This is a genomic window from Aestuariivivens sp. NBU2969, assembly GCF_019931125.1.
Taxonomy (GTDB): Bacteria; Bacteroidota; Bacteroidia; order Flavobacteriales; family Flavobacteriaceae; genus Aestuariivivens; species Aestuariivivens marinum.
The window spans coordinates 173768-199713 of sequence record NZ_JAIOUU010000001.1; the positions used below are offsets into that span (position 1 = coordinate 173768).

At 34.6% G+C, this 25946-nt stretch carries 21 protein-coding genes and 1 tRNA gene; 6 read left to right on the forward strand and 16 right to left on the reverse strand.

Features of this window, described 5'->3' with window-relative positions:
* Window positions 1–26: 26 nt before the first annotated feature.
* Window positions 27–1445, reverse strand: coding sequence for a CCA tRNA nucleotidyltransferase (locus K7G79_RS00725; protein ID WP_223548204.1), 1419 nt, complete (start codon window positions 1443–1445; stop codon window positions 27–29).
* 71 nt (window positions 1446–1516) lie between these two features.
* Window positions 1517–2077 (reverse strand): L-threonylcarbamoyladenylate synthase, encoded by a 561-nt coding sequence (locus K7G79_RS00730; protein ID WP_223548206.1) that lies wholly within the window; start codon window positions 2075–2077, stop codon window positions 1517–1519.
* 61 nt (window positions 2078–2138) lie between these two features.
* On the opposite strand from K7G79_RS00730, the gene K7G79_RS00735 reads away from it, so the two are divergent.
* Entirely contained in the window at window positions 2139–2891 is a 753-nt protein-coding gene (locus K7G79_RS00735) for a Kdo domain containing protein (RefSeq protein ID WP_223548208.1), read from the forward strand.
* Here the strand turns inward: K7G79_RS00735 and K7G79_RS00740 are convergent.
* The 5 genes from K7G79_RS00740 to fahA form a co-directional block, all read right to left on the reverse strand.
* Window positions 2886–3650, reverse strand: coding sequence for a glycosyltransferase family 2 protein (locus tag K7G79_RS00740; RefSeq protein ID WP_223548209.1), 765 nt, complete (start codon window positions 3648–3650; stop codon window positions 2886–2888). The two genes, K7G79_RS00735 and K7G79_RS00740, sit on opposite strands and share 6 nt — an antisense overlap.
* Window position 3651: 1 nt before the next feature.
* A complete protein-coding gene (locus K7G79_RS00745; RefSeq protein ID WP_223548211.1) occupies window positions 3652–4701 on the reverse strand; it encodes a CDP-glycerol glycerophosphotransferase family protein in 1050 nt (349 codons plus the stop codon).
* Window positions 4702–5382, reverse strand: coding sequence for an NTP transferase domain-containing protein (locus tag K7G79_RS00750; RefSeq protein WP_223548212.1), 681 nt, complete (start codon window positions 5380–5382; stop codon window positions 4702–4704).
* Window positions 5383–5529: 147 nt separating this feature from the next.
* The gene (locus K7G79_RS00755) at window positions 5530–6717 is read right to left on the reverse strand and encodes a hypothetical protein (RefSeq protein WP_223548214.1); all 1188 of its coding nucleotides are present in this window, start codon (window positions 6715–6717) and stop codon (window positions 5530–5532) included.
* Window positions 6718–6814: 97 nt separating this feature from the next.
* Window positions 6815–8098 carry a fumarylacetoacetase gene (fahA, locus tag K7G79_RS00760; protein ID WP_223548215.1) on the reverse strand — a complete coding sequence of 428 codons (1284 nt, stop codon included), beginning with the start codon at window positions 8096–8098 and terminating at the stop codon, window positions 6815–6817.
* Window positions 8099–8287: 189 nt separating this feature from the next.
* Here fahA and glyA point away from each other — a divergent pair, with 189 nt between their 5' ends.
* Window positions 8288–9559: a serine hydroxymethyltransferase gene (gene glyA / locus K7G79_RS00765; RefSeq protein WP_223548217.1), complete on the forward strand. Its 1272-nt coding sequence runs from the start codon at window positions 8288–8290 to the stop codon at window positions 9557–9559.
* 66 nt (window positions 9560–9625) lie between these two features.
* On the opposite strand, the gene K7G79_RS00770 is transcribed toward glyA, so the two are convergent.
* The 6 genes from K7G79_RS00770 to K7G79_RS00795 form a co-directional block, all read right to left on the reverse strand.
* Window positions 9626–11191, reverse strand: a complete 1566-nt coding sequence (locus tag K7G79_RS00770) for a hypothetical protein (protein ID WP_223548219.1) — start codon at window positions 11189–11191, stop codon at window positions 9626–9628.
* Window positions 11192–11348: 157 nt separating this feature from the next.
* Complete coding sequence (locus K7G79_RS00775; RefSeq protein WP_223548221.1) at window positions 11349–11534, reverse strand: DUF2892 domain-containing protein; 186 nt, start codon at window positions 11532–11534, stop codon at window positions 11349–11351.
* Between the two features lie 19 nt (window positions 11535–11553).
* Window positions 11554–11859: a hypothetical protein gene (locus K7G79_RS00780; RefSeq protein WP_223548223.1), complete on the reverse strand. Its 306-nt coding sequence runs from the start codon at window positions 11857–11859 to the stop codon at window positions 11554–11556.
* A gap of 8 nt (window positions 11860–11867) precedes the next feature.
* A complete protein-coding gene (locus tag K7G79_RS00785; protein ID WP_223548225.1) occupies window positions 11868–15062 on the reverse strand; it encodes an efflux RND transporter permease subunit in 3195 nt (1064 codons plus the stop codon).
* Window positions 15063–15168: 106 nt separating this feature from the next.
* Entirely contained in the window at window positions 15169–16245 is a 1077-nt protein-coding gene (locus K7G79_RS00790; RefSeq protein WP_223548226.1) for an efflux RND transporter periplasmic adaptor subunit, read from the reverse strand.
* Window positions 16246–16288: 43 nt separating this feature from the next.
* The gene (locus K7G79_RS00795) at window positions 16289–17593 is read right to left on the reverse strand and encodes a TolC family protein (protein WP_223548228.1); all 1305 of its coding nucleotides are present in this window, start codon (window positions 17591–17593) and stop codon (window positions 16289–16291) included.
* Between the two features lie 284 nt (window positions 17594–17877).
* On the opposite strand from K7G79_RS00795, the gene K7G79_RS00800 reads away from it, so the two are divergent.
* Together K7G79_RS00800 and K7G79_RS00805 are read left to right on the forward strand one after the other, a co-directional pair.
* Entirely contained in the window at window positions 17878–18255 is a 378-nt protein-coding gene (locus tag K7G79_RS00800) for a hypothetical protein (RefSeq protein WP_223548230.1), read from the forward strand.
* 63 nt (window positions 18256–18318) lie between these two features.
* On the forward strand, window positions 18319–20403 hold the full coding sequence (locus K7G79_RS00805) for a TonB-dependent receptor domain-containing protein (RefSeq protein ID WP_223548231.1): 2085 nt from the start codon (window positions 18319–18321) through the stop codon (window positions 20401–20403).
* A gap of 79 nt (window positions 20404–20482) precedes the next feature.
* Here K7G79_RS00805 and K7G79_RS00810 read toward each other — a convergent pair.
* Window positions 20483–20567: transfer RNA gene (locus K7G79_RS00810), tRNA-Ser, on the reverse strand.
* Window positions 20568–20728: 161 nt separating this feature from the next.
* Between K7G79_RS00810 and K7G79_RS00815 the strand changes: the two genes are divergently transcribed.
* Both K7G79_RS00815 and K7G79_RS00820 read left to right on the forward strand, forming a co-directional pair.
* On the forward strand, window positions 20729–21358 hold the full coding sequence (locus tag K7G79_RS00815; protein ID WP_223548233.1) for an NAD(P)H-dependent oxidoreductase: 630 nt from the start codon (window positions 20729–20731) through the stop codon (window positions 21356–21358).
* Window positions 21359–21531: 173 nt separating this feature from the next.
* Window positions 21532–22728, forward strand: coding sequence for a DegT/DnrJ/EryC1/StrS aminotransferase family protein (locus K7G79_RS00820; protein ID WP_223548235.1), 1197 nt, complete (start codon window positions 21532–21534; stop codon window positions 22726–22728).
* 53 nt (window positions 22729–22781) lie between these two features.
* Here the strand turns inward: K7G79_RS00820 and ribB are convergent, their stop codons facing one another.
* A complete protein-coding gene (gene ribB, locus K7G79_RS00825; protein ID WP_223548237.1) occupies window positions 22782–23927 on the reverse strand; it encodes a 3,4-dihydroxy-2-butanone-4-phosphate synthase in 1146 nt (381 codons plus the stop codon).
* 34 nt (window positions 23928–23961) lie between these two features.
* Entirely contained in the window at window positions 23962–25941 is a 1980-nt protein-coding gene (locus tag K7G79_RS00830; RefSeq protein ID WP_223548238.1) for an LptF/LptG family permease, read from the reverse strand.
* Window positions 25942–25946 lie beyond the last annotated feature (5 nt).

Genomic DNA, 25946 nt, shown 5'->3' on the forward strand with positions numbered 1-25946 from the left:
AGCATCCATTCTTAAAATCTGAATCATTAACGAATATTTTTCAATCCTAAGCGTTCTCCTTCCTTGAGCATCAATTGATAAGCAGCATCATATTCATTTGGAATGGTACCCTCCAAAATAGCTTCTTTAATGGTTTCCTTGATGATACCTATTTCCCTTGAAGGTTTTAAGCCAAAGGTTTCCATGATTTTTTCACCAGTAATTGGAGGTTGAAAATTACGAACATGATCACGTTCTTCAACCTCTATAATTTTTTCACGTACTATCTTAAAATTATTATGATATTTTTTGAATTTCTTAGGGTTTTTTGTTGTAATATCTGCTTCACAGAGTGTCATGAGGTCATCTACATAATCCCCAGCGTCAAAAATTAGGCGACGTACCGCAGAATCGGTTACAATATCCTCGGATAAAACTATAGGCCTGGAACTCATGAAGACCATTTTTTGAACAAATTTCATTTTATCATTCAAAGGCATTTTTAACCGCTTAAAAAGGCGATAAACCATTTTCGAACCTTCGAACTCATGTCCGTGGAACGTCCAGCCTACTTTTTTGTTGAACTTTTTGGTAGGCGCCTTTCCTATATCATGTAATAATGCAGCCCATCGTAACCATAGGTTATCGGTATGTTTTGAAATGTTGTCGACCACCTCCAGGGTGTGGTAAAAATTATCTTTGTGACGCTGACCTTCAATTTCATCAATACCTTTTAAAGCTGTAAGCTCGGGTAATATATAATTTAAGAGCTCCGTTTTTTCGAGCAATAAAAAGCCAATAGAAGGCTTATTACTCTCTAAAATTTTGTGTAACTCTGTAACAATACGCTCTTTGGTTATTATTTTAATACGATGGCTATTTTTGGTAATGGCCTCTAGTGAATTACTTTCTATTTTAAAATGTAATTGTGTAGCAAATCGTACAGCCCTTAGCATACGCAGAGGGTCATCACTATAGGTTATATCAGGGTTTAATGGTGTTCGAATGATTTTGTTTTCTAAATCTCCAATACCTTTAAAAGGATCTAACAAATCACCATATGTAGATTTATTCAAACTTAGGGCTAGTGCATTAATGGTAAAATCACGACGGTTTTGATCGTCTTCCAATGAACCGTTTTCAATGGCAGGGTTTCTACTGTCTTTAGTATATGATTCCTTACGAGCACCTACAAACTCAATTTCTATGTCACTATACCTAAGCATGGCTGTTCCATAGGTTTTAAATACCTTAACTTTCGGATTATTTGGTAAGCTTTTTGCCACTTGTTTAGCCAATTGAATGCCGTCACCAATAGCAACCACATCGATGTCTTTTGCATCACCACGATTTAAAATGAAATCGCGAACAAACCCACCAATAACATAGGAATTAACGTTTAATGTTTCAGCCGCTTCGCAAATGATTTTAAAAATGGGATGCTCTATAGCCTGCTTATAGTTCATAATAATCAAATTTCAAGCACCAAATTCCAATTTAATTTAGGTTGGGATTAGGAATTTGAAAATTGGAGTTTTTATTTACGTATTATTTTTACAATTCCAGTGTTGCTCAACTTAATAATAGATGAGGGTTTATCACAAATTTTTTCTCTTTGCAAATCTACAACATAGTCCACGCCTTTTAAAATGACAGGACTTATTTCTTTAAACGATTTAGGGGTAGGTTCTCCACTGATATTAGCAGAAGTTGAAACAATGGCTCCATTAAACTTTCTTGTAAGTTGATAGCAAAATTCGTCATCAGGAACCCGGATGGCAATACTGCCATCATCGGCAATAAGGTTTTTGGCTAAATGTTGTGCCTCGTCATAAATAATTGTAGTAGGCTTATCAGTAATGTTTATAATATCCAATGCTGCATTTGGAATTTGCTTGACGTATTTTTGTAGCATTCGGTCATCAGCTACTAAACAGATGAGGGCTTTGCTATCCTCCCGTTGCTTTAGATTATAAATTTTTTGTATTGCTTCTGGATTGGTTGCATCACAACCTATGCCCCAAACGGTATCTGTGGGGTATAAAATGAGTCCACCTTTTTTAATGGTATCTAAAGCTTTTTTAATTTCGTTTTGCATAATTTTGAACCTTATATTTGCAGCGTTGCAAATTTACAATAGTGGTTTTAAATTTAAGGGAGTGAAAGAAAATAAAGTTTTTAATAACCGTTTGGAAAGTCATTTTAAAACAAAGCTTACACAGCTAATCCATGATTTTGAAGTTCTAGAAGGCGGAGTAGGAAAGCGTAACATTATTAAAACTACCGAACTCGATGGAATTAATTTAAACATTAAGGCATTTAAAGTCCCTAATATAGTAAACCAGGTTGCTTATCAGTTTTTTAGAAAGAGTAAAGCCCAACGCTCTTATGAATATGCCCATAAATTATTAGAACTTCAAGTGGGTACACCACAACCTTTGGCTTATTTTGAATATAAAACACCGTTATTGTTTAAAAAGAGTTATTATGTAAGTGTACACTTAGATTGTGATTTAACCTACAGAGAACTCACTACAAATTTTGAATACCCAGATTACGACGACATGCTTCGTGCTTTTACTCAATTTACCTATAGTTTACATGAAAAAGGGATCTATTTTTTAGATCATTCCCCTGGTAATACACTAATAAAAAGAAATGGTAATGGTTACAATTTTTATTTGGTAGATTTGAACCGTATGGTGTTTAAGCCTTTGGATTTTAAAACGCGAATTAAGAATTTTTCAAAGTTGACCATTCACAAATCTATGGTTGAAGTGATGAGTGATGAGTATGCTAAATGTTCGGGTGAAGATTATAACAAAATAGTGCATTTAATGTGGAAGGAAACTGAAGATTTTCAAAATAAATTCCATAGAAAAAAAAGGCTTAAAAAGAAACTAAAACTATAATTGGTGTTTTAGCTTTTTTAATTCTTGGTATCTGTAATATACACCATAAGCACCCAAATAACAGATTGTTAGCCCCTCTTTACCATCTAGAAAACCAAGCCTGAAAAAATAGTTTATAACAAACTTATACAGAGGTTTAAACACAAAATGAAATATATTGGCTTTTTTTCCTTTTCTAAAAAGTTCCAGAGCCTTTAGTTTGGCATAATGCTCCATTTTGGATTTATAGTGTTGGGCACTATCAAAACAATAATGTAACATTCTTTTTTTAAGAAGCTCACTTTTTCCATTTAGTATTGGCATTTCATGAACAATCTTGTCTTCTATATATTTTACCTGATCCTTTTTAAACAATCTGTAGGTCGTATCTGTTTGGAAGCCGCTAAAACGTATTCGCTTCTGTTTAAAGAAAAATAGGCGTTTAACCATAAACCCAACAACACCATTGGGGTTTTTTATACGGTTTGTAATTTCGCTTTTTAAATCTTCAGGAATGCGTTCATCGGCATCAATAAACAGCACCCAGTCATACTTGGCCTGCTTTATAGCAAAGTTTCTCTGGTCTGCAAAATTGATGAATTTGCGTTGTATGGTTTTAACGTTTGTATATGATTTCAATTTCTCTAAAGTCCCATCAATACTAAACGAATCTATAACTATAATTTCATCTGCAAACTGGATAGTTTTGATGACATCATCAATATGATTCACTTCATTGAAAGTAATCATCAATGCAGATATTTTTTGTGAAGTATTCAATTTAGCTTGATTTAGATGGTTTTCCGAACAAGGAATGTATTTTCATTCTGCGTAAAAAAGACAATTTTCTTTTTTCAGGTACACCGTGTTGTTCAATATAACCTCGGGTTGCATCCACCATGCGCAAGGCAGATTTTCCATCGGAATAGGGATGGTATTGCTTGCATATATATTCCCTTGACTTTGCAAATGGGTCTTCATTAAGGTTTTTGTCAACTAAGGGAATCAAATCATTAAATGATTCGGTGTTCTCCCAATATATATGTTTTGAAATACTGTTGAAGGTTATAACGGGTTTGTCCAATAACATGAACTCATAAACTACTGAAGACGTGTCACTAATTAATATATCGGCAATCAACAAAAACTTTACAATGTTCTTTTCTTCTTGATAATGTATATTAGGAATTGAATCTGCTAATGCCTTATATTTTTCAATCCATTCGGGTGACATTAGGGGATGGAACTTAAACAGTATAGCGTAATCTTGATTTTTTGCCAAAGCCTTTATTTCCTTAAGCAGAAAAGGACCCGAGGTAAGTTTAGGCGAAAACGTTGGTGCATAGAGAATAACTTTCTTTGCTCCAAGCTCTTTTAACAATTCTTTTTTATAATCAACATATTTTGATTTATCAATTCCATAAATGTCCAGTTTTGGCCATCCTGTTTCAATTACGTCGAAGTCTTTATGTTTATCCCTTAGTTCATTAAATTTGTTTGTAAAATAAGGGCCTTGGGTAAGATAAAGGTCAAAATATTGGCGAATTCTAAAATGCCCTTTTTTTTCTCCTGCCATACCGTGAAACACTTGAACTTTCAAGCCTCTTAAGTAATATGGAACGGCATTTCCAGGAACAAAAATGGCATCGGCATTGAAGGTTTCTAATTCTGAAATTTTTGAAGTGTAATTATCAGAACTATAAGGAAAATCTTTAATTATTTTCTTGGTAACATACCAAATGTAATCATATCCTTTTTCGATTAAAACCTGTTTTATTGGGTCTAAAATTCCGAAGGCGTAATTATTTTCACAAAAAAGAATAGATTTCATTTAAAGCATATTATTGGCATTTTCTAAATCTTCAATAAAATCTATCTCCATACAGTTGTATTTCGATATGTCTAATGCTTTAATTTGAAGATGATCCTTTTCAATAGCAAGTTCCAAACCACGTTCAAAATAGTCGTTATCACCACAGTCTTCCAAACGATTTATAAACTTTTGAATATCGTTCGAAGAAATAAAATTAATACCTACAGCTTCGCCCAAACCATTTTTAACCGTTTTAGAGAGTTCATCAATAAAGCCATTTTTTAAGGTGTACTTTACCTCTTCATCGGCAACTTTACTAGTATTTACAGCAACAAAAGACTGATTGGCATTTATTGAAGGAGCTAAGACATCAAATAATTTTTCATCAAAAACAACATCACCATTAAACCAAAGTACAGATTTGTCTTTATGCTTTTTTAATGCCTTTAGTAAACTTTTTGATGTATTGGTTGTGTCAAAAAATTGATTATATACATAGGTGAGCTCAGGAAAGCGCTCCATGATTAAATCCTTTTTAAATCCTACTACCACATTAATATCATCAATATCATATCGAGAGGCAATGTTGTCTGTTTGCATTTGCATGATACTTTTCCCATTTTTTAGAGGTGTTAAAGGTTTAGGGAAGGGGTTTCCCAATCGGGAGCCTATGCCGGCAGCCAGAATAACAATTTTCATTAGAGTTGATGTTTTTAATTTAATCTATTAATAAGCCAATTTAGGATATATTTTTTAGTTTCTCTCATTGTCATTGTCCAAAAACGATAACTGTAACAGCGTATTGTTATGAAATTCATTAATAATCAAGGCTTATAATTAGTCTATTTAATAATTAAAAAACCGGCGATTTATGGCCAATATGTGCTTTTTGAGTTTTATTTTTAAATCTTCACCAGTATCATAAACCATCTGTTCATTATTAGGGAAAGGTATCCTCTTGTTTTTTAACAGTAATCGATCATCTTTATCCAAAGCACGTTTGTCACCTCTGGCATTGGCATAAAAATGTTCGAAAATAAAACCGCTATCTATAGTAAAGGAATCCAATATTTGATTGGTCTTTAAATCAATATGAACCACATCTGCAATAATTTGAGAAGTTTTAAATTGCTTAATTTCATTCAAGCGACATTTTACGTTTACAATTTTATCTATTTTGATGTCATTGCCTAAACTGTCCTTTGATACATTACCATTAGTGTCTAATTTATAAGTCCACCCATCAACAATTTCCTTTTCTCTTTCAAGTATACGTTCGGTAATTTTTTCTGGGGATATGTTGATACGCTTTAAATTTAATTCCATAGCATAATCATACTGAATATCTTTTGATTGTTGCGCATGGTAAACGCTCCAAAAATTGTCGATACCGTAAGTGTCAAAATCTAACAGATCGGCTTCCAAGCGTTGTGGAATTATTTGCTGGGTATCGTTGTTTATGCTTACTATAACGTAAGATGTTCCACGTTGATGGGCCTCTTCCATTAATTTGCGCGTGTTTTCGTAATTCGGATTTATATTTTCAACATATTCCAAAATATGGTATGCTTCACGCATAATATTTTTATCCTCTTGTTCCAAAAGATCCAGTCCCTTTTCATATAAATAATCAGATGTTTTTTCCTTATATGCGACAATGTCATTACTGTAATTATTGAACTTAAATGTAACGGGTTTTCCATTAACAGAAAGCGGTAAAAGGGGCTTTATAACTTGCTGTCTGGAGTCAAGGTTTAGGTAAAGTTTATAAATCTCCCTGTACATTTCGGGGTTATTATCATTTTTTAAATGTTCTATACTGCTTAAATCACGCTCTGTTGCTTTGATATAAGCATCATGTAGTGCAGGAATGTAATCTTGCTTTCTTTTTGCATTTTTACTTGTGCTCAATTTTTTTATAGTCGTTGCAATGGCTTCATCATAATTACCATAGCTAACCGCTTTTTCAACCTGTTTACGAGTGCTACAAGCAAAAATGAATAGTGATAATACTAAAAGTAGAATATTTTTCATAGGTTAAGTAATTTGGTTTACACAGGAATATCTATTCCAATAGTAATGCCAAAAATATAAAAAAGCATTTAAATAGGTGTAGTGTATTGTAAATCAGTTATTTATTATTGTATACTGGCAATAATTTCGTAGATACTTCCCCAAAACCTATTCTAGTACCATCTTTTTCACAGTACCCCCTCATAATAACAGTATCATAGTCATTAATAAATTTGCGTTCGGTGCCATCTTTCATTTTTATTGGCTTTTCGCCTTTCCAGGTAAGTTCCAACATAGAACCATAAGAATCTGGAGTAGGACCAGAAATAGTACCACTACCCATCATATCACCTGAATTTACTGGACAGCCATTAACCGTATGGTGGGCTAATTGTTGAGCCATATTCCAATACATATATTTAAAATTGGATTTACTAACCGTCTTTTCTTTGGCCCCCTTCGGTTGAATGGCTACTTCTAAATTAATATCAAAGCTTTTTTTGCCTTTATATTTTAAATAATCCAATTGAGGTTTAATAGGTTTTGGGCCTTCAACTCTATATGGTTCTAGGGCATCTAATGTCACAATCCAGGGAGAAATGGAAGACGCAAAGTTTTTAGCCAAAAAAGGTCCAAGGGGTACGTATTCCCACTTTTGAATATCACGTGCACTCCAATCATTGAACAACACCAATCCAAAGATATATTCTTCGGCTTCTTCAATAGGTATCGGTTCACCTAAATCATTAGCATCGGTAGTAATAAAGGCCATTTCTAATTCAAAGTCCACTAGTTTACTTGGTCCAAAAACAGGTTCGGTAGAGCCATTGGGCAAAATTTGACCTTGTGGTCTGTGAACAGGGATTCCAGAAGGAATAATGGAAGAGCTTCTACCATGGTAACCAACAGGTATGTGTAACCAATTAGGTAAAAGAGCATTTTCTGGATCCCTAAACATAGAGCCGACGTTAGTGGCATGTTCTTTACTTGAGTAAAAATCTGTATAATCACCAATATGTACAGGTAACTGCATTTCAATTTCATCCAAACGGAATAATACAATTTCCTTATGCTGTTTGTTGTTTTTTAATGTATTGTTTTCTGCATCAAAAATTTGAGCGATACGGTTTCTAACGGCACGCCATGTTTTTCTTCCATCAGCAATAAAATCATTTAATGTGTCCTGAAGAAAGATATCATCAGTTAATGGAATACCATCAAAATACCCTAATTGATGCAAGGCTCCTAAATCAATAGCGGTATCTCCTATACGTGTTCCAATGGTAATAATGTCGTCGCGTGTTAGAAAAACACCAAATGGAATGTTTTGAATAGGAAAGTCCGAATTTTTATCGACGTGTAACCACGAGGTTCTATCTGGATTATTTGCTGATAAAGGCATACTGATATTATGTTTTTTTTGAAAATTCTAATCAAACCTACACAAAATTTTTAAAAAAATGGCTAAAATTTAGGTTTAATATAATAGTTAATAAAATGGTTTAAAACTTAGGAGTAAATATATGTTTTTTGATGTATTTAACTAATCAATTTGCTATTTTTGCCGAATATTTAACTAGAATAAAACTTTATGCAACGCGACGAACAAATTTTTGAACTTATTCACGCTGAAAAAGAACGCCAACTTCATGGCATAGAACTTATTGCTTCAGAAAATTTTGTAAGCGGCCAGGTTATGGAAGCTGCAGGCTCTGTATTAACTAATAAATATGCTGAGGGATATCCTGGAAAACGTTATTACGGCGGTTGTGAAGTAGTAGATGAAGTTGAACAAATAGCAATAGAAAGGGCAAAAGCATTGTTTGGAGCAACATATGTAAATGTGCAGCCACATTCTGGTAGTCAGGCCAATACAGCTGTTTTTGCTGCTTGTTTAACGCCAGGGGACAAGATTTTAGGTTTCGATTTATCTCACGGAGGGCATTTAACCCATGGCTCTCCCGTGAATTTTTCTGGGAAATTATATAATCCAGTGTTTTATGGGGTAGAGCAGGAAACAGGGATATTGAATTATGATAAAATTCAGAAAATAGCCACTAAGGAACAGCCTAAATTAATAATTGCTGGTGCTTCAGCTTATTCTCGTGATATTGATTTTGCCCGTTTTAGGGAAATAGCCGACAGTGTTGGAGCTATTTTGTTAGCAGACATATCACACCCTGCCGGTTTAATAGCCAAAGGTATTTTAAACGACCCTATTCCCCATTGCCATATTGTTACAACTACAACCCACAAGACCTTAAGAGGACCAAGGGGGGGGATGATCATGATGGGAGAAGATTTTGACAATCCGTTTGGTTTAAAACTTAAAAATGGGAATTTGCGTAAAATGTCATCGTTATTGGATTCAGCAGTTTTCCCAGGGAATCAAGGCGGGCCGTTGGAACATATCATAGCAGCAAAAGCAATTGCATTTGGAGAAGCTTTGACAGATGATTTTTTACATTATCAATTACAGGTTAAACGTAATGCAGCTGCGTTAGCTCAAGCGTTGGTTGCAAAAGACTATAATATTATCTCAGGTGGTACAGATAACCATATGATGTTAATCGATTTGAGAAATAAAGACATATCAGGTAAAGATGCTGAACAGGCTTTAGTGAAGGCTGATATTACAGCCAATAAAAATATGGTGCCTTTTGATGATAAATCCCCTTTTGTAACTTCTGGGATACGTTTAGGAGTTGCAGCGGTAACCACTCGCGGATTAAAAGAAGCTGATATGAATACTATTGCAGATTTTATTGATGAAGTAGTTACCAATCATGAAGATGAAGCAGTTTTGGAAACTGTTAAGAATAAGGTTAATGATATGATGAAGAATAGGCCTTTGTTTTCATAATGTCATAAAACCATATTAGATAAAAAAACCTGCTTTTATAGCAGGTTTTTTTATGCATTAGTAACTTTAGTCTTCTTCAGGGAAAGTAATATGTTGATATGCACCTATGTCTGGGGTACTTGTTCTATTAACACTCAAAATATCAAAGGGTACTTGGGTGGCAAATAAAGAAGCGCCTCTACCAATACCTGAGGATTCCTCACCAATAATCATTTTATTTGAAAAACCATCTTTGAAGTGTGGGTCTTTATTAAAAATGTTGTCTTGATAATGGTTAGTATCACTAAAATCATAATTGGGGCCCGTAAAGGTATTGTTGTTATCCTCAAAGCGAATCAAGCAATTAGTGAATTTAAAATTAAAGTTTACAGCATTATCTTCAATTTCATCAAGTAGTATTTCGGGATTATCATTTCCGTAAATGATACAATTGTTAAAATTGGCTTGCGTTAAATCGGTTATGGTAGCAGTGTTTTCTTCATCTAGGATAAAATTGTTTAGAAGCAATGCGGGAAGCTGTCTAAATCCATTGTTCCAATAGTTGGCAATAGTACTATGTGTCATATTATATGTGCCACCAAACGTACCAGCAAAAGCAGATTGTCCGGCATTGTTAATCACTACATTTTCTCCTTTAATGGATGTATTTCTGCCTAAAATTCCAAAACCACCAGAATTATAAATTTGAGTATTGGATATGGTGAGTTTATCACTTGTAGGGTTTGGGTTACCATCACTTAAAATGCCTACAAGAGCATTTTTAATGGTTGCGTAGTTAATGATATTATTCAGACTGCCGTCAACCAACCATATAGTGCCCCATTGTCCCGGAACATCAGAAAATTGTGGTTCAAGGCGATCACCTTCAAAAATAACTTCGTTTTCCAATATTTCTTGGTCTGTACTAAAGCTACCGTTAACATGCAGTGAAGCATTATTCGATACGATTATTCCTGAATTTTCATGAAAATGTATACGAGTCCCAGCCTCAATGGTTAATGTTTCTCCTTCTGGAACAGTAGCAAAACCATAAATGACATAAGGTATTTCGTTGGTAAAAGTAAGTTCATTGGGGAGTAATTCCCGACCTTGTAATTCAGTTTCAAGTTGTTCCCCTGCTATATTCAACGTGAGTGTTTCAATAACTTTAGTTGTATTATTTCTATTCGGATAAATAAATATGGCATCTTTTACCAAGGTAACTAAATCTACGTTTTGTTGATTTGTACCAGAATCAAACTCAATTTTATCTGTGTATAAATAAGTTCCATTAGGATTAGGAAGATTGTTTATGTCTATAGTAGTTTCAATAAAAATGAATAAACTATCCTTTGCTAATAATTCGACATTTTCAAATACCTTACCCGGAATACCATCCACACTTAATCTATAAGCTGAAGTTTCCCCTAATCCCAATTTTACCGAAGGAATAAAAATATTATCGTCACTTCTGTTATAAACCTTTAAATTGTATGTGCTTGATCCAATGTTAGTGAAAATAGTATCTAAATAAACAGTGTCTTTAGAAAACTCTAGATTGCCTTTACTGGGTGAGAATTCAAAATCTTTTCTACAGGAACTCCAAAGAGATATAAATAATATAGTTAATAAAAAATAGAGTAGGCGTTTCATTAAGTGTCATTAAATAAAGGTTAAAAATATAAATTTTGTGTTTAGCATTTCGTATTCACGTGCAGATATTTATATAAAAGCCTCTTGGAAAACTTAATATAAAAAGAAAAGAGGCTGTTTAACCCAAACAACCTCTTTTCATCTAATTAACCATGTTTTAGTTTTTTACTCCTAATTTAGTTAAAATAGTTTCCATTAAGCACCATTTTGTAATTGAAGATTGCAACAAATTGGCACCTACAAATAATGTAAACCATAACCAATTTTGGTTGACAAAAATCGCCAATAGTATGCTTATAATAACAAATGTACCTGCTATAGCTCTAATATACCTGTTTAACATGATTTTGAAAATTTATAGTTTATATTGATTTTTCTATGGGAACTACAACCGCATGGATAGGGTTGTTAGTTTCTAATGTCTTATTAAATGCCATAATTAACTCGAATAAGGTGTCTATATGTGATTCGTCCGTAAAGGAAAAGAACATGACCGATTCATTTACTGAACGTTCTGTTCCAAACCAGTTTGAAGATACCATTACTGCATTTGGCGATTTATAACCGTCTATTTCAGATTCACTAAAGCATTCTATTTTAGCCTTTTTAAAGAGTTTGATGACATCTTTACGAAACTCTTCTACTGCGGTGACTAATACTAATTTCATATCTTAAACTATTTATATTTTTTACGCTCAATCATGTAATACACTAATGGTACCACTAATAAAGTCAGAACAGTAGATACTATTGTTCCGCCCATTAATGATATAGCTAACCCTTGAAATATAGGATCAAAAAGAATAACAAATGCACCAATAACAACCGTTCCAGCAGTAAGCAATATAGGTGTTGTACGCACTGCACCTGCCTCAATGGCTGCTTGTTTTAATGGTACACCTTCTTCTACACGCAAATTTATGAAGTCTATAAGCAACACAGAATTCCTAACCATAATACCGGCAAGGGCAATCATACCAATAAAAGAGGTGGCAGTAAAAAAGGCATTCATTAGCCAATGACCCAGTATAATACCTATTAAAGATAATGGTATGGCTACCATCATGACCACTGGTGCCTTAAAGTTTTGAAACCACCCAACAATTAAGATGTATATTAAAATGATGGCTCCTAAAAAAGCAATTCCTAAATCCCTAAATACTTCTAATGTAATTTGCCACTCACCATCCCATTTTACAGTATAATCGTCTTCATATTCGGGTTGTCCCAAATACATCTCGTTAATTTCATAACCTTTTGGTAAGCTTATACCCTTCAGTTTTTCTTCCATACCCAATATAGCATAAGCAGGACTTTCCAAAGTACCGGCCATGTCTGCCATAACATAAACCACTCGTTTTTGGTTTTTTCTGAAAATACTCTTGGCACTTGTGGTTTCTGTAATGGTTATCAAATCGGCAATAGGCACTAAATTTCCATGTTGTGATTTCACTTTTAATTGTGAAATATCCGTTATGGTTGATTTTTCCTTCTCATCTAAAGCCAATACCAAGCCAATTTGGTTAACCGCATCTTCATCATAAAGCATAGTTACAGGTCTGTTGGCCAATGCCATGTTCATGGTAAAGACTATTTGCTTAGGGGAAACACCATATAACATAGCTTTTTCCTTATCAATGGTGAATTGGTATTCAACCTGATCTGCTTCAACCATCCAATCGATGTCTACTACGTCATTGGTTTGGCTTAATATGGTTTGCACCTGGTTTGCTATTTCAATTTGTTTATTGTAATCTGGGCCATAAATTTCAGCAACAATAGTAGATAATACCGGAGGCCCTGGAGGGACTTCAACTACTTTTACATTGGCATTAAATTTTGAAGCTATGCGTTGAATATCTGGGCGTAAGGCCTTAGCAATATCATGGCTTTGTGTAGAACGCTCGCCTTTATCCACTAAATTAACTTGAATATCTGCCATATTACTTCCACCACGCAAATCGTAATGGCGTACCAAACCATTAAAGGTGATAGGGGCAGAAGTACCTACATAGTTTTGGTAGTTAACCACTTCTGGTCTAGTGGATAGGTATTGCGCAATTTCTTTAGTAACTACAGCAGTACGCTCTAGAGTCGTGCCTTCAGGCATGTCTATAACAACTTGAAATTCATTTTTGTTATCAAACGGTAGCATTTTTACAGCTACCGAATTGGTAAAGAACATAGCCATAGTGCCTAACAATAATCCAAATGTTAAGCCTAAAAATAGCCAACGTTTAACACGGCTTTCAATTAACGGGCGCTCAAGTTTCTCGTATATTTTGAATAATCGGGTCTCCTCTAAAGGTGTTTTATTTTTATCCTTAGAACCAATTTTGTCTTTTTCCCTTAAGAAAATGTATCCTAGATACGGTGTAATGGTCAATGCAACAAAAAGTGATAGTATCATGGCAATTGAGGCACCAATGGGCATAGGAGCCATATAAGGCCCCATTAATCCAGATACAAAAGCCATAGGTAGTACTGAAGCAATTACAGTAAATGTTGCTAAAATGGTAGGGTTACCTACCTCATTTATAGCGTATAAGGCAGCTTGTTTAAATGGTAATCGCTTCATTTTAAAATGCCGGTGCATATTTTCGGCAATAATAATGGAGTCATCTACCACTATACCTGTAACGAATACCAAGGCAAAAAGGGTAATGCGGTTAAGGGTGTAATCTAGCATGTAATAACTTAAAAGCGTTAATGCAAAAGTGATGGGAACAGATAGAAATACTACCAAACCACCACGCCAACCCATTGCTAGCATAACGACCAAGGTTACCGCTATAATAGATCCAATAAGGTGTAACAGCAATTCTGATACCTTGTGGGATGCCGTTTCGCCATAGTTTCTGGTAATTTCTATATGAACATCGTCAGGAATTAAGGTTTTACGAAGATGATCTACTTTATCAATAATAAGATCTGCAATTTTCATGGCATCAGCTCCTTTGCGTTTTGCCACTGAAATTGTTACGGCTGGGTATTCTGATTGAAATTTCGATGCTTTATCACTAGCTTGTCCAAACCCTAAGCTAACATAGTTTTGGGGTACTTCTGGGCCATCAATAATGTTGGCTATCTGTTTTAAGTAAATGGGTTGGTTTTGTTGAGTACCAACAACTAAATTTTCAACATCGGTAAGAGATTCCAAAAACTTACCAGTATTGATAATAAACTCGGTATCGTTCTTATCAAAAGTTCCAGAATTTAACTGTGAGTTATTGGCCTTTATCATTTCGGTTACTGATAGAAAATCCAAACCGGCCCCTGCAAGTTTATCTTTATCTAAAACCACGCGAATTTGACGTTCCCTACCACCAATTTTATGAGTAATAGCAACGTTGTTTACTTTTTTAATTTCTGTTTCCAATTCTTGGGCCATTAGGCCTAATTGGTAATCGTCGTATGTTTCGCTCCAAAGTGTTAAACCTAAAATAGGCACATCGTCTATGGCACGGGTTTTTATTAATGGAAATGTTACGCCTTCAGGCATTTGGTCCATATGCTTGTTAATCTCGTTATAAAGTTTTACGAAAGAGCGCTCAATATCTTCTCCCACGTAAAACTGAACAATGACCATACCTTGTTCTTTCATAGCTGTAGAATACACATATTCCACGCCTTTCACATTTGATATTAATTGCTCTAATGGTTTTATAACACGTGATTCGACTTCTGTTGGGCTTGCTCCGGGATAGCCCACAAAAATATCGGCCATTGGCACATCAATTTGGGGTTCTTCTTCTCGGGGTATTAAAAATGAGCTATATACCCCTATGATCATAAAAACAATCATTAAAAGCACAGTGAGCTTAGAATTCATAAAGACTTTGGCTATTTTTCCAGCTATACCTTCTTTCATTTTTTATCTGTATTTTTTTAGCACTTTAATAGGCTGTTCATGGTATCTTTTTTATTATTAAAAAGGTTGTTTAACAATAAATGTTGATACTATCCTTAACACGCTTTTATTGAACCCTAATTTTAACGCCGTTATACAATTTTCCTTCAGAAGCGATGATGTAACTTTCCCCTGAGCCTAAACCAGAGAGTACTTCTACCTCATTGCCAAACGTTCTGCCCAAGCGTAGCCAACGTAAAATAGCTGTATTGCTTTGGCTTACCGTGTAAATTCCCGATAACTGACCTTGGCTTATAATAGCGTCTTTAGGGACCAATATCATAGAGCTTTGGGATTTATGTTCAATAGGGAATCTAACCGTAGTATACATGCCCGATAAAATATTGTCATCGGTTTTATCTAAATCTATTTTTACTAAATACTGTCCACCAGTTTTACTGGCCGACGTACTAACTTCAGTAACCTTTCCTGTTATAGATGTATTAATGGATTTAACATCAACTACTACTTTGGTTCCCTTTTTAATTTGTGCTATTTCAGTTTCGGGGACTAATGCCATGACTTCAAAATCTCCTGGAGTTTCCATTGAAATTAATAGTTGGCCAGGATTTGCCATATCACCTTTTTCCAAAGTTTTATGAGTAATGATTCCAGAAAAAGGAGCTATAATATTGGTGTAAGCAAATTGGGCATTAATTTCATTTCTCATTTGTTTTGCCGCCTCTAAGCGGGCCTTGGCCATTTCAAAATGAGCTGTTATGTCGTCCAATTCTTTTTGTGAGGCACTTTGCTCTGCAAATAGATTTTTAAAACGGTAATAATCTTTTTCGGCATTGTTGTATGCAGCAGTTGCTTCTGTTATATTCGCTTCTATCTGGGCCTTTTTGGCTTGTAAATCGGTACTATTTATTGATACCAATAATTGCCCTTTTTCAACTTTCTCACCTATATTTACGGGAACTTTATTTACAAAACCCATTATTCGGGTACTTAAATTAGCTGTATTTTTGGCTTGGACCTTACCGTTAACGGCTAAGAAAGGTTTGTTATCATTGGTGGTAACATCTTTTACAGAAACTAAAATGGTTTGGGAATTATCGTTTGTCACATTTTTATCCTTGCTACCACAGCTAGCCAATAATAATACTATAGAAAGAGTTAAGATGGTATATGTTTTTTTCATTGTTTTACGTGTTTTTTTAGTTTCAATCAAATTGTTCGAGTGGTTATGACTTGGTTAAAAATTCTAAATAGGCTAAGGTGTAATTATATTCAAAAATGGTTTGGTAATATTCCAATTGCTTTTGTGCATATAGTGTTTCTGCCATTAATAGATCTGATGTTTTTTCCAATCCTTCTTTAAAACGGTTGGTTCTTATTCTTAGAGCTTCTCCAGATTGTTCCAAAGCCAATTTGGATAGGTTAAGCTTATTTTTGGTATCAACTAGCAAGCGTTTGGTTTTATTTAACTCCAATTTGCTTTGAGATAGATATTGGTTGTATTCCAATTTGGATTTTTCGAATTCTGCTTTACTTTTTTGGACTTTACTAAAACGTGTAGAACCTTTAAAAATATCCCAACTTAGTTTAGCACCAAACAAATATCCATTGGCTGTGGCCTGAAAAAGAGTGTTGTCGTACATTTCATAACTACCAAAGGCATTTAAGCGAGGAAGAAAAGTCATGTTATCGGCTTTATTCATAGCCTTATAAGCATCACTAGCAAGTTGTATAGCTTTAATGTCGCTCCGGTTTTCCGAGATGGTTTTATTTACAGTTATAGAGGTGTTTATGGTTAAACTATCTGTAGGTTGATAGGTTGTAAAATCATCATTATTCATTAAAAAGGATAAGTAATTTGAAGCATTTTGCACATTACTTTTGGCTGATTGTAATTGATTTTGTACTTCTATAACACGTACTTCAATAAGTAATACGTCGGCGCGTTTTAGAAAACCTTGTCTAAAACTATTGTCGGCTAATTTTTTATTGGCTTTTGCAGCTTCTAAGGTTTGTTCTAACACGTCAACACTTTTATAGGCTAGTTGTAACTGCATATAAGCTTTATCAACTTCAAAAGCAAAGTAATCTTGCGTGCGTTCTATTTTCAAGGACATAGCTTTCATTTTCGACTTGGCCGCTTTACGTTGGTAGATGCCATCGATATTGATTAGTGGTTGTTCCACTTCAAACTTTGTTGCAAAATTTTGTGTTTGTGATGGGTCATTTAAAGTGGCTGGGTTAAAATCCGATTGTTTTACAATTTCTTGGTTTAACTTTGAGCCAAAAGCCATTAAAGGGTTTGTAGTAGAAAATCCAGTATGGCTAGCAGTTATATTTGGTAGGAAAACAGCATTGGTTTGTCTGTAATCGGCACGCGCTCTTTTAAATTCCTCAATGGATATTTTAATAGTGCTGTTGTTTTTTGAAACGGTATTGAGAACCTCTTCTTTCGTTATTAGTTTAACGTCTTGTGCATTTAATACAAGAGAGCCTATAAATGATATAATTATATATATTATTCTGTTCATTATTTAAAATTTTATGTAGCAAAAATAGTTTTAGCAATTAGTCTACTTGGTAACAAATGTTACCAAGTAAAAATGTACCTTATAAAATTCCTTAAATAAACCAACCAATAATAAAATTCTATTGTTTATTACAACTGAAATAATTTCGTTGTTCTTTTATGAGTAAGATAATTGTATGTTGATGTGTAGAGACTGTTTTTGTTAATCAATGTTTTATCCTAAATTACTTTGGTAATGTGACAAATGTCACTTTTTAAGCCGATATTAAAGATTATTTTTGTCTAGTGAAAAAAGAGATTTCCATAGTGATGATGGGTTTAAGCACCCTTATTCTATTCAATAGTTTAAGGGTCTCGATTACTTATACATATTATAAGCTTGACCCTGTTGGGTTTATTGAAGCCTTATGTGAGAATAAGGACAAACCGGAGATGGCCTGTAACGGAAAATGCCATTTAATGAAAGTGTCCAAATCTCAGGACAAAAATCAAAAAACACCAGAGTCCATCATAGATTTTAAAGAACTGCTTTTATATTACAATCCAATTCCTGAAGTTGTTATCCATTTTGATGAGTCAATAAAAAGCAAATCTATATTTGCTTATAAAAATTTGTATTCTTACAGAAATCTTGGAGATTTTTTCCATCCACCACAAGCGTAAGTTATAACTTAGCGAGGTATTTTTTCCTAAAACCAATTCAGTTAAATTATAATATTACTATAAATGAGAATATGTTATGGTGCGTATTTGTGCGTACTAATTACAGCTATGTCTTTTGGTCAAAATAAAAACACCATACCACAAGACACGACCAAACACAAAATGGTTAAACTAAATGAAGTTATTGTAACGGGAAATTTAAAATCGGACCCAACACTTACAGTAACTTCCAATAAATATGAAGAAGCAATTATTCAACCTAAAAACGTGGCTGATTTGTTTAACAACATTAATGGCTTTTCTTCAATAAAACGAGGCAATTATGCCATAGACCCTTCGTTTAGGGCGGCCCAATCGGAACAGTTAAACATACAATACGATGGTGGAACTAAGGCCATGCATGCCTGTCCAAATCGTATGGATCCAATAACAACCCATATTATACCCGAAGAGATTACCAAAATAGAGATTATAAAAGGCCCCTATACGGTACGCTACGGCGCTACTTTTGGAGGTGTTATTAATATGGTGAGCCAGAAACCGGATTATGAGGCTTACGGTTTTCATGGTAAAGCATCGGCAGGTTACGAAAGTAATGGCAGTTCGCTAGTCAATATGTTTCAACTTCAATACATCCAACAGCAATTCGATGTTGTTGCCAATGCTGGTTATAGGGATTTTGGTAATTATAAAGACGGTAATGATGTTGAGATCCCATCGTCATTCCGAAGTACGGATTACGGTGTTAAGCTAGGTTATAACTTTACTGATAACCAACGTTTGCAAGCGCATTGGCGCCAGTCTTTTGGACGCGATTTGCTTCATGCGGCGTTACCAATGGATTCTGAGTATGATAATACCAGCATTATGGCATTGGATTATAAATGGGATGCCATAGGAGGGGTAGTTAAGTCTTTTACAGCCAAAGCCTATTACAGTTATGTAGACCATTTAATGACCAATATAAACAGGCCTACATTTATGATGATGGAAGCTTTATCCAATGTTGAAGCCACGACCACTGGAGGTAAAATGGAAATCAATTGGACGCCTCTAAAAAAATGGAATGTGTTTTCTGGTTTCGATGCTATGCATATAGCCAGAGACGGCGGCAGAACCCGTTTGGTTAAAATGATGAACGGTATGCAAATGCCAATGCCTTTTAATGATAAGGTTTGGCAAGATTCGTATATTACCGATTTAGGGGTGTTTACAGAGGCAAAATACAGCATAAGACCTAATACGGTTATTACTGCTGGAGTACGTTACGATCATGTGACTTCCGACATTAAAGACCCTGAAGCCGATTTTGAAGCGATGTACAATTTAGGTAAACGCACTGAACATAATGTAAGCGGAACGGTATCGGTTAAAACATTGGTGTCGGAACAGTTTACCCTTGAAGCGGCTTATGGCCGAGGGGTGCGTTCTGCAAATATGATGGAGCGTTTTATCAATCATTTTTCGGTAGGGCAGGATCCCTATGAATATATAGGCAATCCAGATTTAAAGTCCGAGGTTAACAACCAGTTTGAAATAGGGTTTAAAGGCAAAAATAAAGCCCGCAGTTTTAAGTATTCGGCATCGTTTTATTATGCGTTTTTTGAGAATTATATTGTTGGTATAATAGACGAAAGCCTAAACCGAAAATATATGCCCATGTCCGAACCAAGACACCCTAAGGTGTTTCAGAATTTAGACGACGCCTATAAAACAGGACTGGAGGCCACCATGCAGGTCAATGTTTTAAAAGATTATTACCTTAAAGCTGAATGCGCTTATATTTATGCCAAGAACAATGATTTAAAGGAATCTTTGCCTTTAACGCCACCGTTTAATTCTAAACTAATTTTAGGCTTTAAAAAGGAAAAGTTTTGGACCAATGTGCAATATAATCTAGTATCTCAACAACATCATATTGCCAAGAGCTTTGGCGAAACCCAAACAGACGGTTACCAAACCATGGATGTAAGGTTGGGACTTAAGCCGATAAAGGGAATTACCTTAGGTGTTGCCGTAATTAATGCCTTCGATAAAGCCTATAACAACCACTTAAACTTTTCTTTTACTAATCAAGCCAATTTTGGTAGGTTGCCAATTAATGAACCAGGTCGTAATTATTCGGTGTTTTTGCAGTATAAATTTTAATCGAAAAACAGGTTTCAATAAATACCTGTTAACAATATAAAAAAAGAAAACCCGCAGATTCTATTGCGGGTTTATTGTGCGGAGAAAGAGGGATTCGAACCCCCGGAGGTGTGACCCTCAACAGTTTTCAAGACTGCCGCATTCGACCACTCTGCCATTTCTCCTAAGCGGTTGCAAATATAGAACGCTTTTTTAATTCTTTCAAATAAAAAGTTAAGTTTTTATCCAAATCTTTAAAAAAGTAATAGACTCGTCAATATGTAGTTTTTTGTTACCAAAAAGTGATCACAAGTCTTATTTTTGTAAAAATTTAATTAGGAGATAGATGAGCACGATTAAAAAACTAAAATGGCGCTATGCTACCAAAAAGTTTGACCCCAATAAAAAACTGTCCCAAAAAAAACTACGAATTTTAAAGGAAGCCTTTAATTTAACGGCTACCTCATTTGGTTTGCAGACCATAAGTTTAGTAGTTATAGATGACAAAACGCAACGCCAAACCTTAGTTGAGTATGCTTACGGACAAAAACAGGTGGCGGAAGCTTCACATTTGTTGATAATTTGCATTCAGGATAACATACAAGACCAAGACATAAACGATTATTATAAAAATATAGAGGATATTAGGGAAACACCAACCGAAATTTTAGATCCTTATAGAAAAAGTTTAGTTAAGATGATGCAAAAAATGACGGTCAAAGAACGCCAAGAATGGTCTAAAAACCAAGCCTATATTGCTTTGGGCAACCTCATGACGGTTTGTGCCATGGAAGGAATTGATTCTACCCCAATGGAAGGTTTTGTTCCACACAAATACGATGAAATTCTAAACCTAACAAAACTTGGTTTAAAATCCGTATTATTGTTACCCGTTGGCTATAGGGCAGAAGACGATTTGTTTTCTTCATTCAAAAAAGTGCGTAAGCCTTTGGAAGAAACCGTAATAGAATTATAAATACTATTTTGGGCGTTACCACAAGGGTCGGGCTTGGGGTTTATCCTGTGCGGAGTCGAAGGGCTGTGATCTTATTGTGAGACATGATCAAAAAGGATTTCAATTATAATCCTTGCCTGCCAGAAGGCAGGCCTAACGCAAGCTAGTGTTCCTAATAAAACAATAAATAGAATATGCCAGGATTTGAACTCTTTGGAGAATTAGAAAGAAAACAAGTAAACGATGTGTTGGATAACGGTGTACTGATGCGCTATGGATTCGACGGAATGCGCAAAGGTCATTGGAAGGCCAAGGAATTGGAATTGGAATTACAATGTATTTTCCAAACAAAGTATGTACAATTGGTGTCCAGTGGTACAGCTGCTGTTTCTGTGGCTTTGGCATCAGCCGGTGTTGGCGCAGGCGATGAGGTGATTATGCCAACTTTTACCTTTGTAGCGAGTTTTGAAGCCATCATGATGTTGGGTGCCATTCCCGTTTTGGTTGATATTGATGACACCTTAGCTTTGGATCCGAAAGCTGTTGAAGCAGCAGTTACTCCAAAAACCAAAGCGGTTATGGTCGTTCAAATGTGTGGCAGTATGGGACGTATGGATGAATTGCAAACCATTTGCAATAAATATAATCTTTTATTGGTAGAAGATGCTTGTCAGGCCATTGGTGGCACCTACAAAGGAAAGCCTTTGGGGAGTATAGGGGATTTGGGATGCTTTTCGTTTGATTTTGTAAAAACCATAACTTGTGGAGAAGGCGGGGCGGTGATAACTAATAATAAAGAATATTATGTGAATGCAGACCATTATAGTGATCATGGACATGACCATATTGGTAATGACAGGGGAGCAGAAACCCACCCGTTTTTAGGTTATAATTTCCGTATCTCAGAGTTGCATGCTGCAGTTGGACTGGCTCAAGTTAAGCGTTTGCCAGAGTTTTTGGCCATTCAAAAGAAAAATTTTAGTATCATTAGGGAGGTGTTATCACAAATTCCTGAAGTTACTTTTAGAACTGTACCAAATGGAGGTGAAGAGAGTTATGCTTTTTTAAATTTCTTTTTGCCCAATTTAGAAATAGCCAATAAGGCTATGCTTGCTTTTAAAGCGGCTGGGATAGACGGTTGTTTCCATTATTATAATAACAACTGGCACTACATACGCAAATGGGATCATTTAAAGAATTTAAAATCCCTGTTTCCAATTTCAACAGAAGTTAAAGATGGACTAGGTTATCTAAAGACTAAAACATTTGAACAATCTAACTCTTATATTGCCAGAAACATTTCCTGTTTAATCAAATTGTCTTGGACAGAAGAAGAAGTAATGCTAAGAGCTAAAAAAATGGCACAAGCTATTAAAGTTAGCTGTAATTAATAAATCAATTGTTAATATTAGGAACTAATAGCAATAAGTTAACTAATAATTAATTAATACTGAACATACTCAACAATTTCCAGGCCATAGCCAATCAAACCTACGCGTTTGGTTTGTTCTGTGTTAGATATTAAACGCAACTTATGAATGTTAAGATCATGTAGTATTTGTGCGCCTATACCAAAATCGCGGGTATCCATATTAACCCTCGGTGCTTTGGTAACCTTATTTGGTTGTTGATTTTCCTTTAAGTAGGCTAATCGTTTTAAAATATTCATGGACTGGGATTCCTGATTAATAAAAATAATGGCACCTTTACCTTCATCATTAATCACCTTAAACATGTCCTTAAGCTGATCATCAACTTTATTGGTTAATGTCCCTAAAATATCATTGTTAACCAAAGTAGAGTTTATTCTGGTTAGTACTTTTTCGTTATCTTTCCATCGACCTTTTGTTAAAGCAATATGAACCTGATTATTAGTAGTTTGCTTGTATGCTCTTAACCTAAAACTTCCAAAACGGGTTTCAATTTCAAAATCTTCTCTTTTCTCTATCAAAGAATCGTGTTGCATACGATAGGCGACTAAATCTTCGATGGAAACAATTTTTAAATCTAGTTTTTTGGCCACTTCCATTAACTCGGGCAATCGGGCCATAGAACCATCCTCGTTCATAATTTCAACAATAACACCTGCAGGTCTTAGTCCTGCTAATCGTGCAAAGTCTATGGCTGCTTCTGTATGACCAGTACGTCTTAAAACACCACCTTCTTTGGCAACTAAGGGAAATACATGACCTGGTCTTGCCAATTCAAATGGTTTGGTGCCTGGGTCAATTAGAGCTTTGATGGTTTTAGCGCGGTCACTGGCAGAAATACCGGTAGTTACCCCATTGCCCCTTAAATCAACCGAAACTGTAAAAGCCGTTTCCATGGGGTCGGTATTGTTACGAACCATCATGTTTAGTTCAAGTTCTTTACAGCGTGTTTCTGTAAGCGGTGCACATATAAGACCGCGACCATGCTTAGCCATAAAGTTTATCATTTGTGGTGTTACCTTATCAGCAGCAGCTACAAAATCACCTTCATTTTCCCTGTTTTCATCATCAACTACAATAATTACCTTACCATTTCTAATATCGTCAATGGCGTCATGTATAGCATTTAATTTAAAAGTAGTAGCATTTGTTGTGGACATAGTATCTTCAAAAATCTTGGTGCAAAGATATTGCTTATTTTAAACTATTTAGGCAATTTAATTTTAAGTGTTCTTTTAGCTTCACTTTAATAAAAGGGAAAGTGAACATATATAGGGGAATTCCTAATGTAAGCAATACAATATTAGGAGCTTTTCTATTGATGTGCTTATAAAAAATAAATAGATTTAAAGCAGATTTTATGTAGTATACCAAATAAAGGAATAGTGATATAATGCTTAATTGAATGGAGGCTGATGCTAAAGAGGGTAATTTATTATTTCTAAATACAAAAAACAAAACAAGTAAAACAACCCCTATGCAGTAAAGTGTAGTCGTAAACTTTGAATATTCACTATAGTTTTTAACGTAATTTAATGAAGTATCGAAATTTTTATCTATTCTTACACCTTGTTCACGAATATCCTGAATGGTTAATCCTCTTCTTTGTAAAACTTTAATGGCTTCATGTCTTGTGTTTTCATTATGCCCTAAACGCTCGAAGTCATTAATAACTTGAATAAGTTGGTGTGTTTTGTGTGCATTTAAAAACGTATAATCAACACTGTTTTTTTCTTTTATTTTAAATATTTTTTTTAGTGGCTCAGTAATACTATCTATATCAAATAGCCCTTTGTCGGCTGTAGCGCGTTTGGTTAAATAAGCGCCCAAGGGCAACATAACAAATGTTGAAAACCAACTTGCCAAAATTGGATTAAAGTTTCCATTTTTAGCACTGTTAGTTGCAAAAATACCTATAAAATGATAGGTTAAAAACAGCAAAATAGCTATAACCATAGGTAATCCAATACCACCTTTACGTATTAAAGCACCCAATGGTGCACCAACAAAAAACAAAATAACACAAGCAAAGCCTAAAGCCAGCTTTTCATGATAAGAGACAATATGTCTTTTATAAATGGTATTTTCATTTTTTATAAAAACTTTTTTTGAGGCTATAATCTGCTTTGTACTATTTACTGAGTTAAGTGCCGTATTAACAATCTGGTTTTTAGCTTTTGTATCAAACAGATCTAAAATAGAGGCATTATTCAAACTATCTAATAGTGTATTATTTTCTGATTTTTTTTCATTAGCATTAATGGTGTTTTTATTGCTTAAATTTTGAATACTTGAACGCTGGTGAAGTGATTTGGAAAAATCATCTAGTTCTGTTTGGCGTTTTAGAGATAGGGAATCCATGGCTTTGTCCAAACCGTTTAAATTAAGCATGTTATATCGGTCTGAAAGGGATTTGTCTTCCATGTCAACATCATTCAGCTCAGTTAAGTCTATATTTATGGTATAAGTTTCAAATGTACTCTTAGAAAAAGGATGTTTTTTACGTTCAGATGGTTTTACTGCAACATCATTATAATAATTGCCGTCCGTTAAGATAAGTTTTAATATTTCAGATTTTTCATTCCCTATAAACCTTCCATTCTTAGCTATTATCCTAGTAGCCAATGTCCTTTTGTTACTGCCTTTTATATGCATTACAACATCTTCAAGATGATTGTCGTCCGTTTTTTTTGAAAATTTTATATTGTAGTCACCAACAGGATTAAACTGCCCTTCAGCCAAAAGCATAGCGGGTTGTAGTTTTGCTATATTCTTACGTAAATTGTAGGAGTTAAATTCTGCCCACGGTATAACATTATTTGCAAACAAAAATGTTGTAAAGCCAAGAATTACAATAAACACACTAAGCCCTGACATAGCTCGTTGAAGGGAAATACCGGTCGATTTCATAGCCGCAAACTCATAGTTTTCAGCAAAATTTCCAAAAACCATTATGGATGATAACAGAATGGTTAACGGTAGTACTAATGGAATAAGTTTTGGTAAAAAATAAAAAATGAATTTAACAACCACAATAATATCCAAATCCTTACCGGCCAATTCTTTAATGTAAAGCCAAATGGTCTGTAAAATAAAAATCAGTATGAGTATTAAAAACACACTGATAAAAGTCTTAAGATAGGAGGTTAGTATGTAGCGGTCTAATATTTTCACAGATA

Bases quoted from the DNA above. Each gene is read 5' to 3' on its own strand.
- K7G79_RS00750 (WP_223548212.1), bottom strand. From the start codon at position 5,382: ATGAAAATTGTTATTCTGGCTGCCGGCATAGGCTCCCGATTGGGAAAC.
- K7G79_RS00745 (WP_223548211.1), bottom strand. From the start codon at position 4,701: ATGAAATCTATTCTTTTTTGTGAAAATAATTACGCCTTCGGAATTTTA.
- K7G79_RS00785 (WP_223548225.1), bottom strand. From the start codon at position 15,062: ATGAAAGAAGGTATAGCTGGAAAAATAGCCAAAGTCTTTATGAATTCT.
- K7G79_RS00755 (WP_223548214.1), bottom strand. From the start codon at position 6,717: ATGAAAAATATTCTACTTTTAGTATTATCACTATTCATTTTTGCTTGT.
- K7G79_RS00725 (WP_223548204.1), bottom strand. From the start codon at position 1,445: ATGAACTATAAGCAGGCTATAGAGCATCCCATTTTTAAAATCATTTGC.
- K7G79_RS00730 (WP_223548206.1), bottom strand. From the start codon at position 2,077: ATGCAAAACGAAATTAAAAAAGCTTTAGATACCATTAAAAAAGGTGGA.
- glyA (WP_223548217.1), top strand. From the start codon at position 8,288: ATGCAACGCGACGAACAAATTTTTGAACTTATTCACGCTGAAAAAGAA.
- K7G79_RS00775 (WP_223548221.1), bottom strand. From the start codon at position 11,534: ATGTTAAACAGGTATATTAGAGCTATAGCAGGTACATTTGTTATTATA.
- K7G79_RS00790 (WP_223548226.1), bottom strand. From the start codon at position 16,245: ATGAAAAAAACATATACCATCTTAACTCTTTCTATAGTATTATTATTG.
- K7G79_RS00795 (WP_223548228.1), bottom strand. From the start codon at position 17,593: ATGAACAGAATAATATATATAATTATATCATTTATAGGCTCTCTTGTA.
- K7G79_RS00820 (WP_223548235.1), top strand. From the start codon at position 21,532: ATGCCAGGATTTGAACTCTTTGGAGAATTAGAAAGAAAACAAGTAAAC.
- fahA (WP_223548215.1), bottom strand. From the start codon at position 8,098: ATGCCTTTATCAGCAAATAATCCAGATAGAACCTCGTGGTTACACGTC.
- K7G79_RS00805 (WP_223548231.1), top strand. From the start codon at position 18,319: ATGAGAATATGTTATGGTGCGTATTTGTGCGTACTAATTACAGCTATG.
- K7G79_RS00780 (WP_223548223.1), bottom strand. From the start codon at position 11,859: ATGAAATTAGTATTAGTCACCGCAGTAGAAGAGTTTCGTAAAGATGTC.
- K7G79_RS00770 (WP_223548219.1), bottom strand. From the start codon at position 11,191: ATGAAACGCCTACTCTATTTTTTATTAACTATATTATTTATATCTCTT.
- ribB (WP_223548237.1), bottom strand. From the start codon at position 23,927: ATGTCCACAACAAATGCTACTACTTTTAAATTAAATGCTATACATGAC.
- K7G79_RS00815 (WP_223548233.1), top strand. From the start codon at position 20,729: ATGAGCACGATTAAAAAACTAAAATGGCGCTATGCTACCAAAAAGTTT.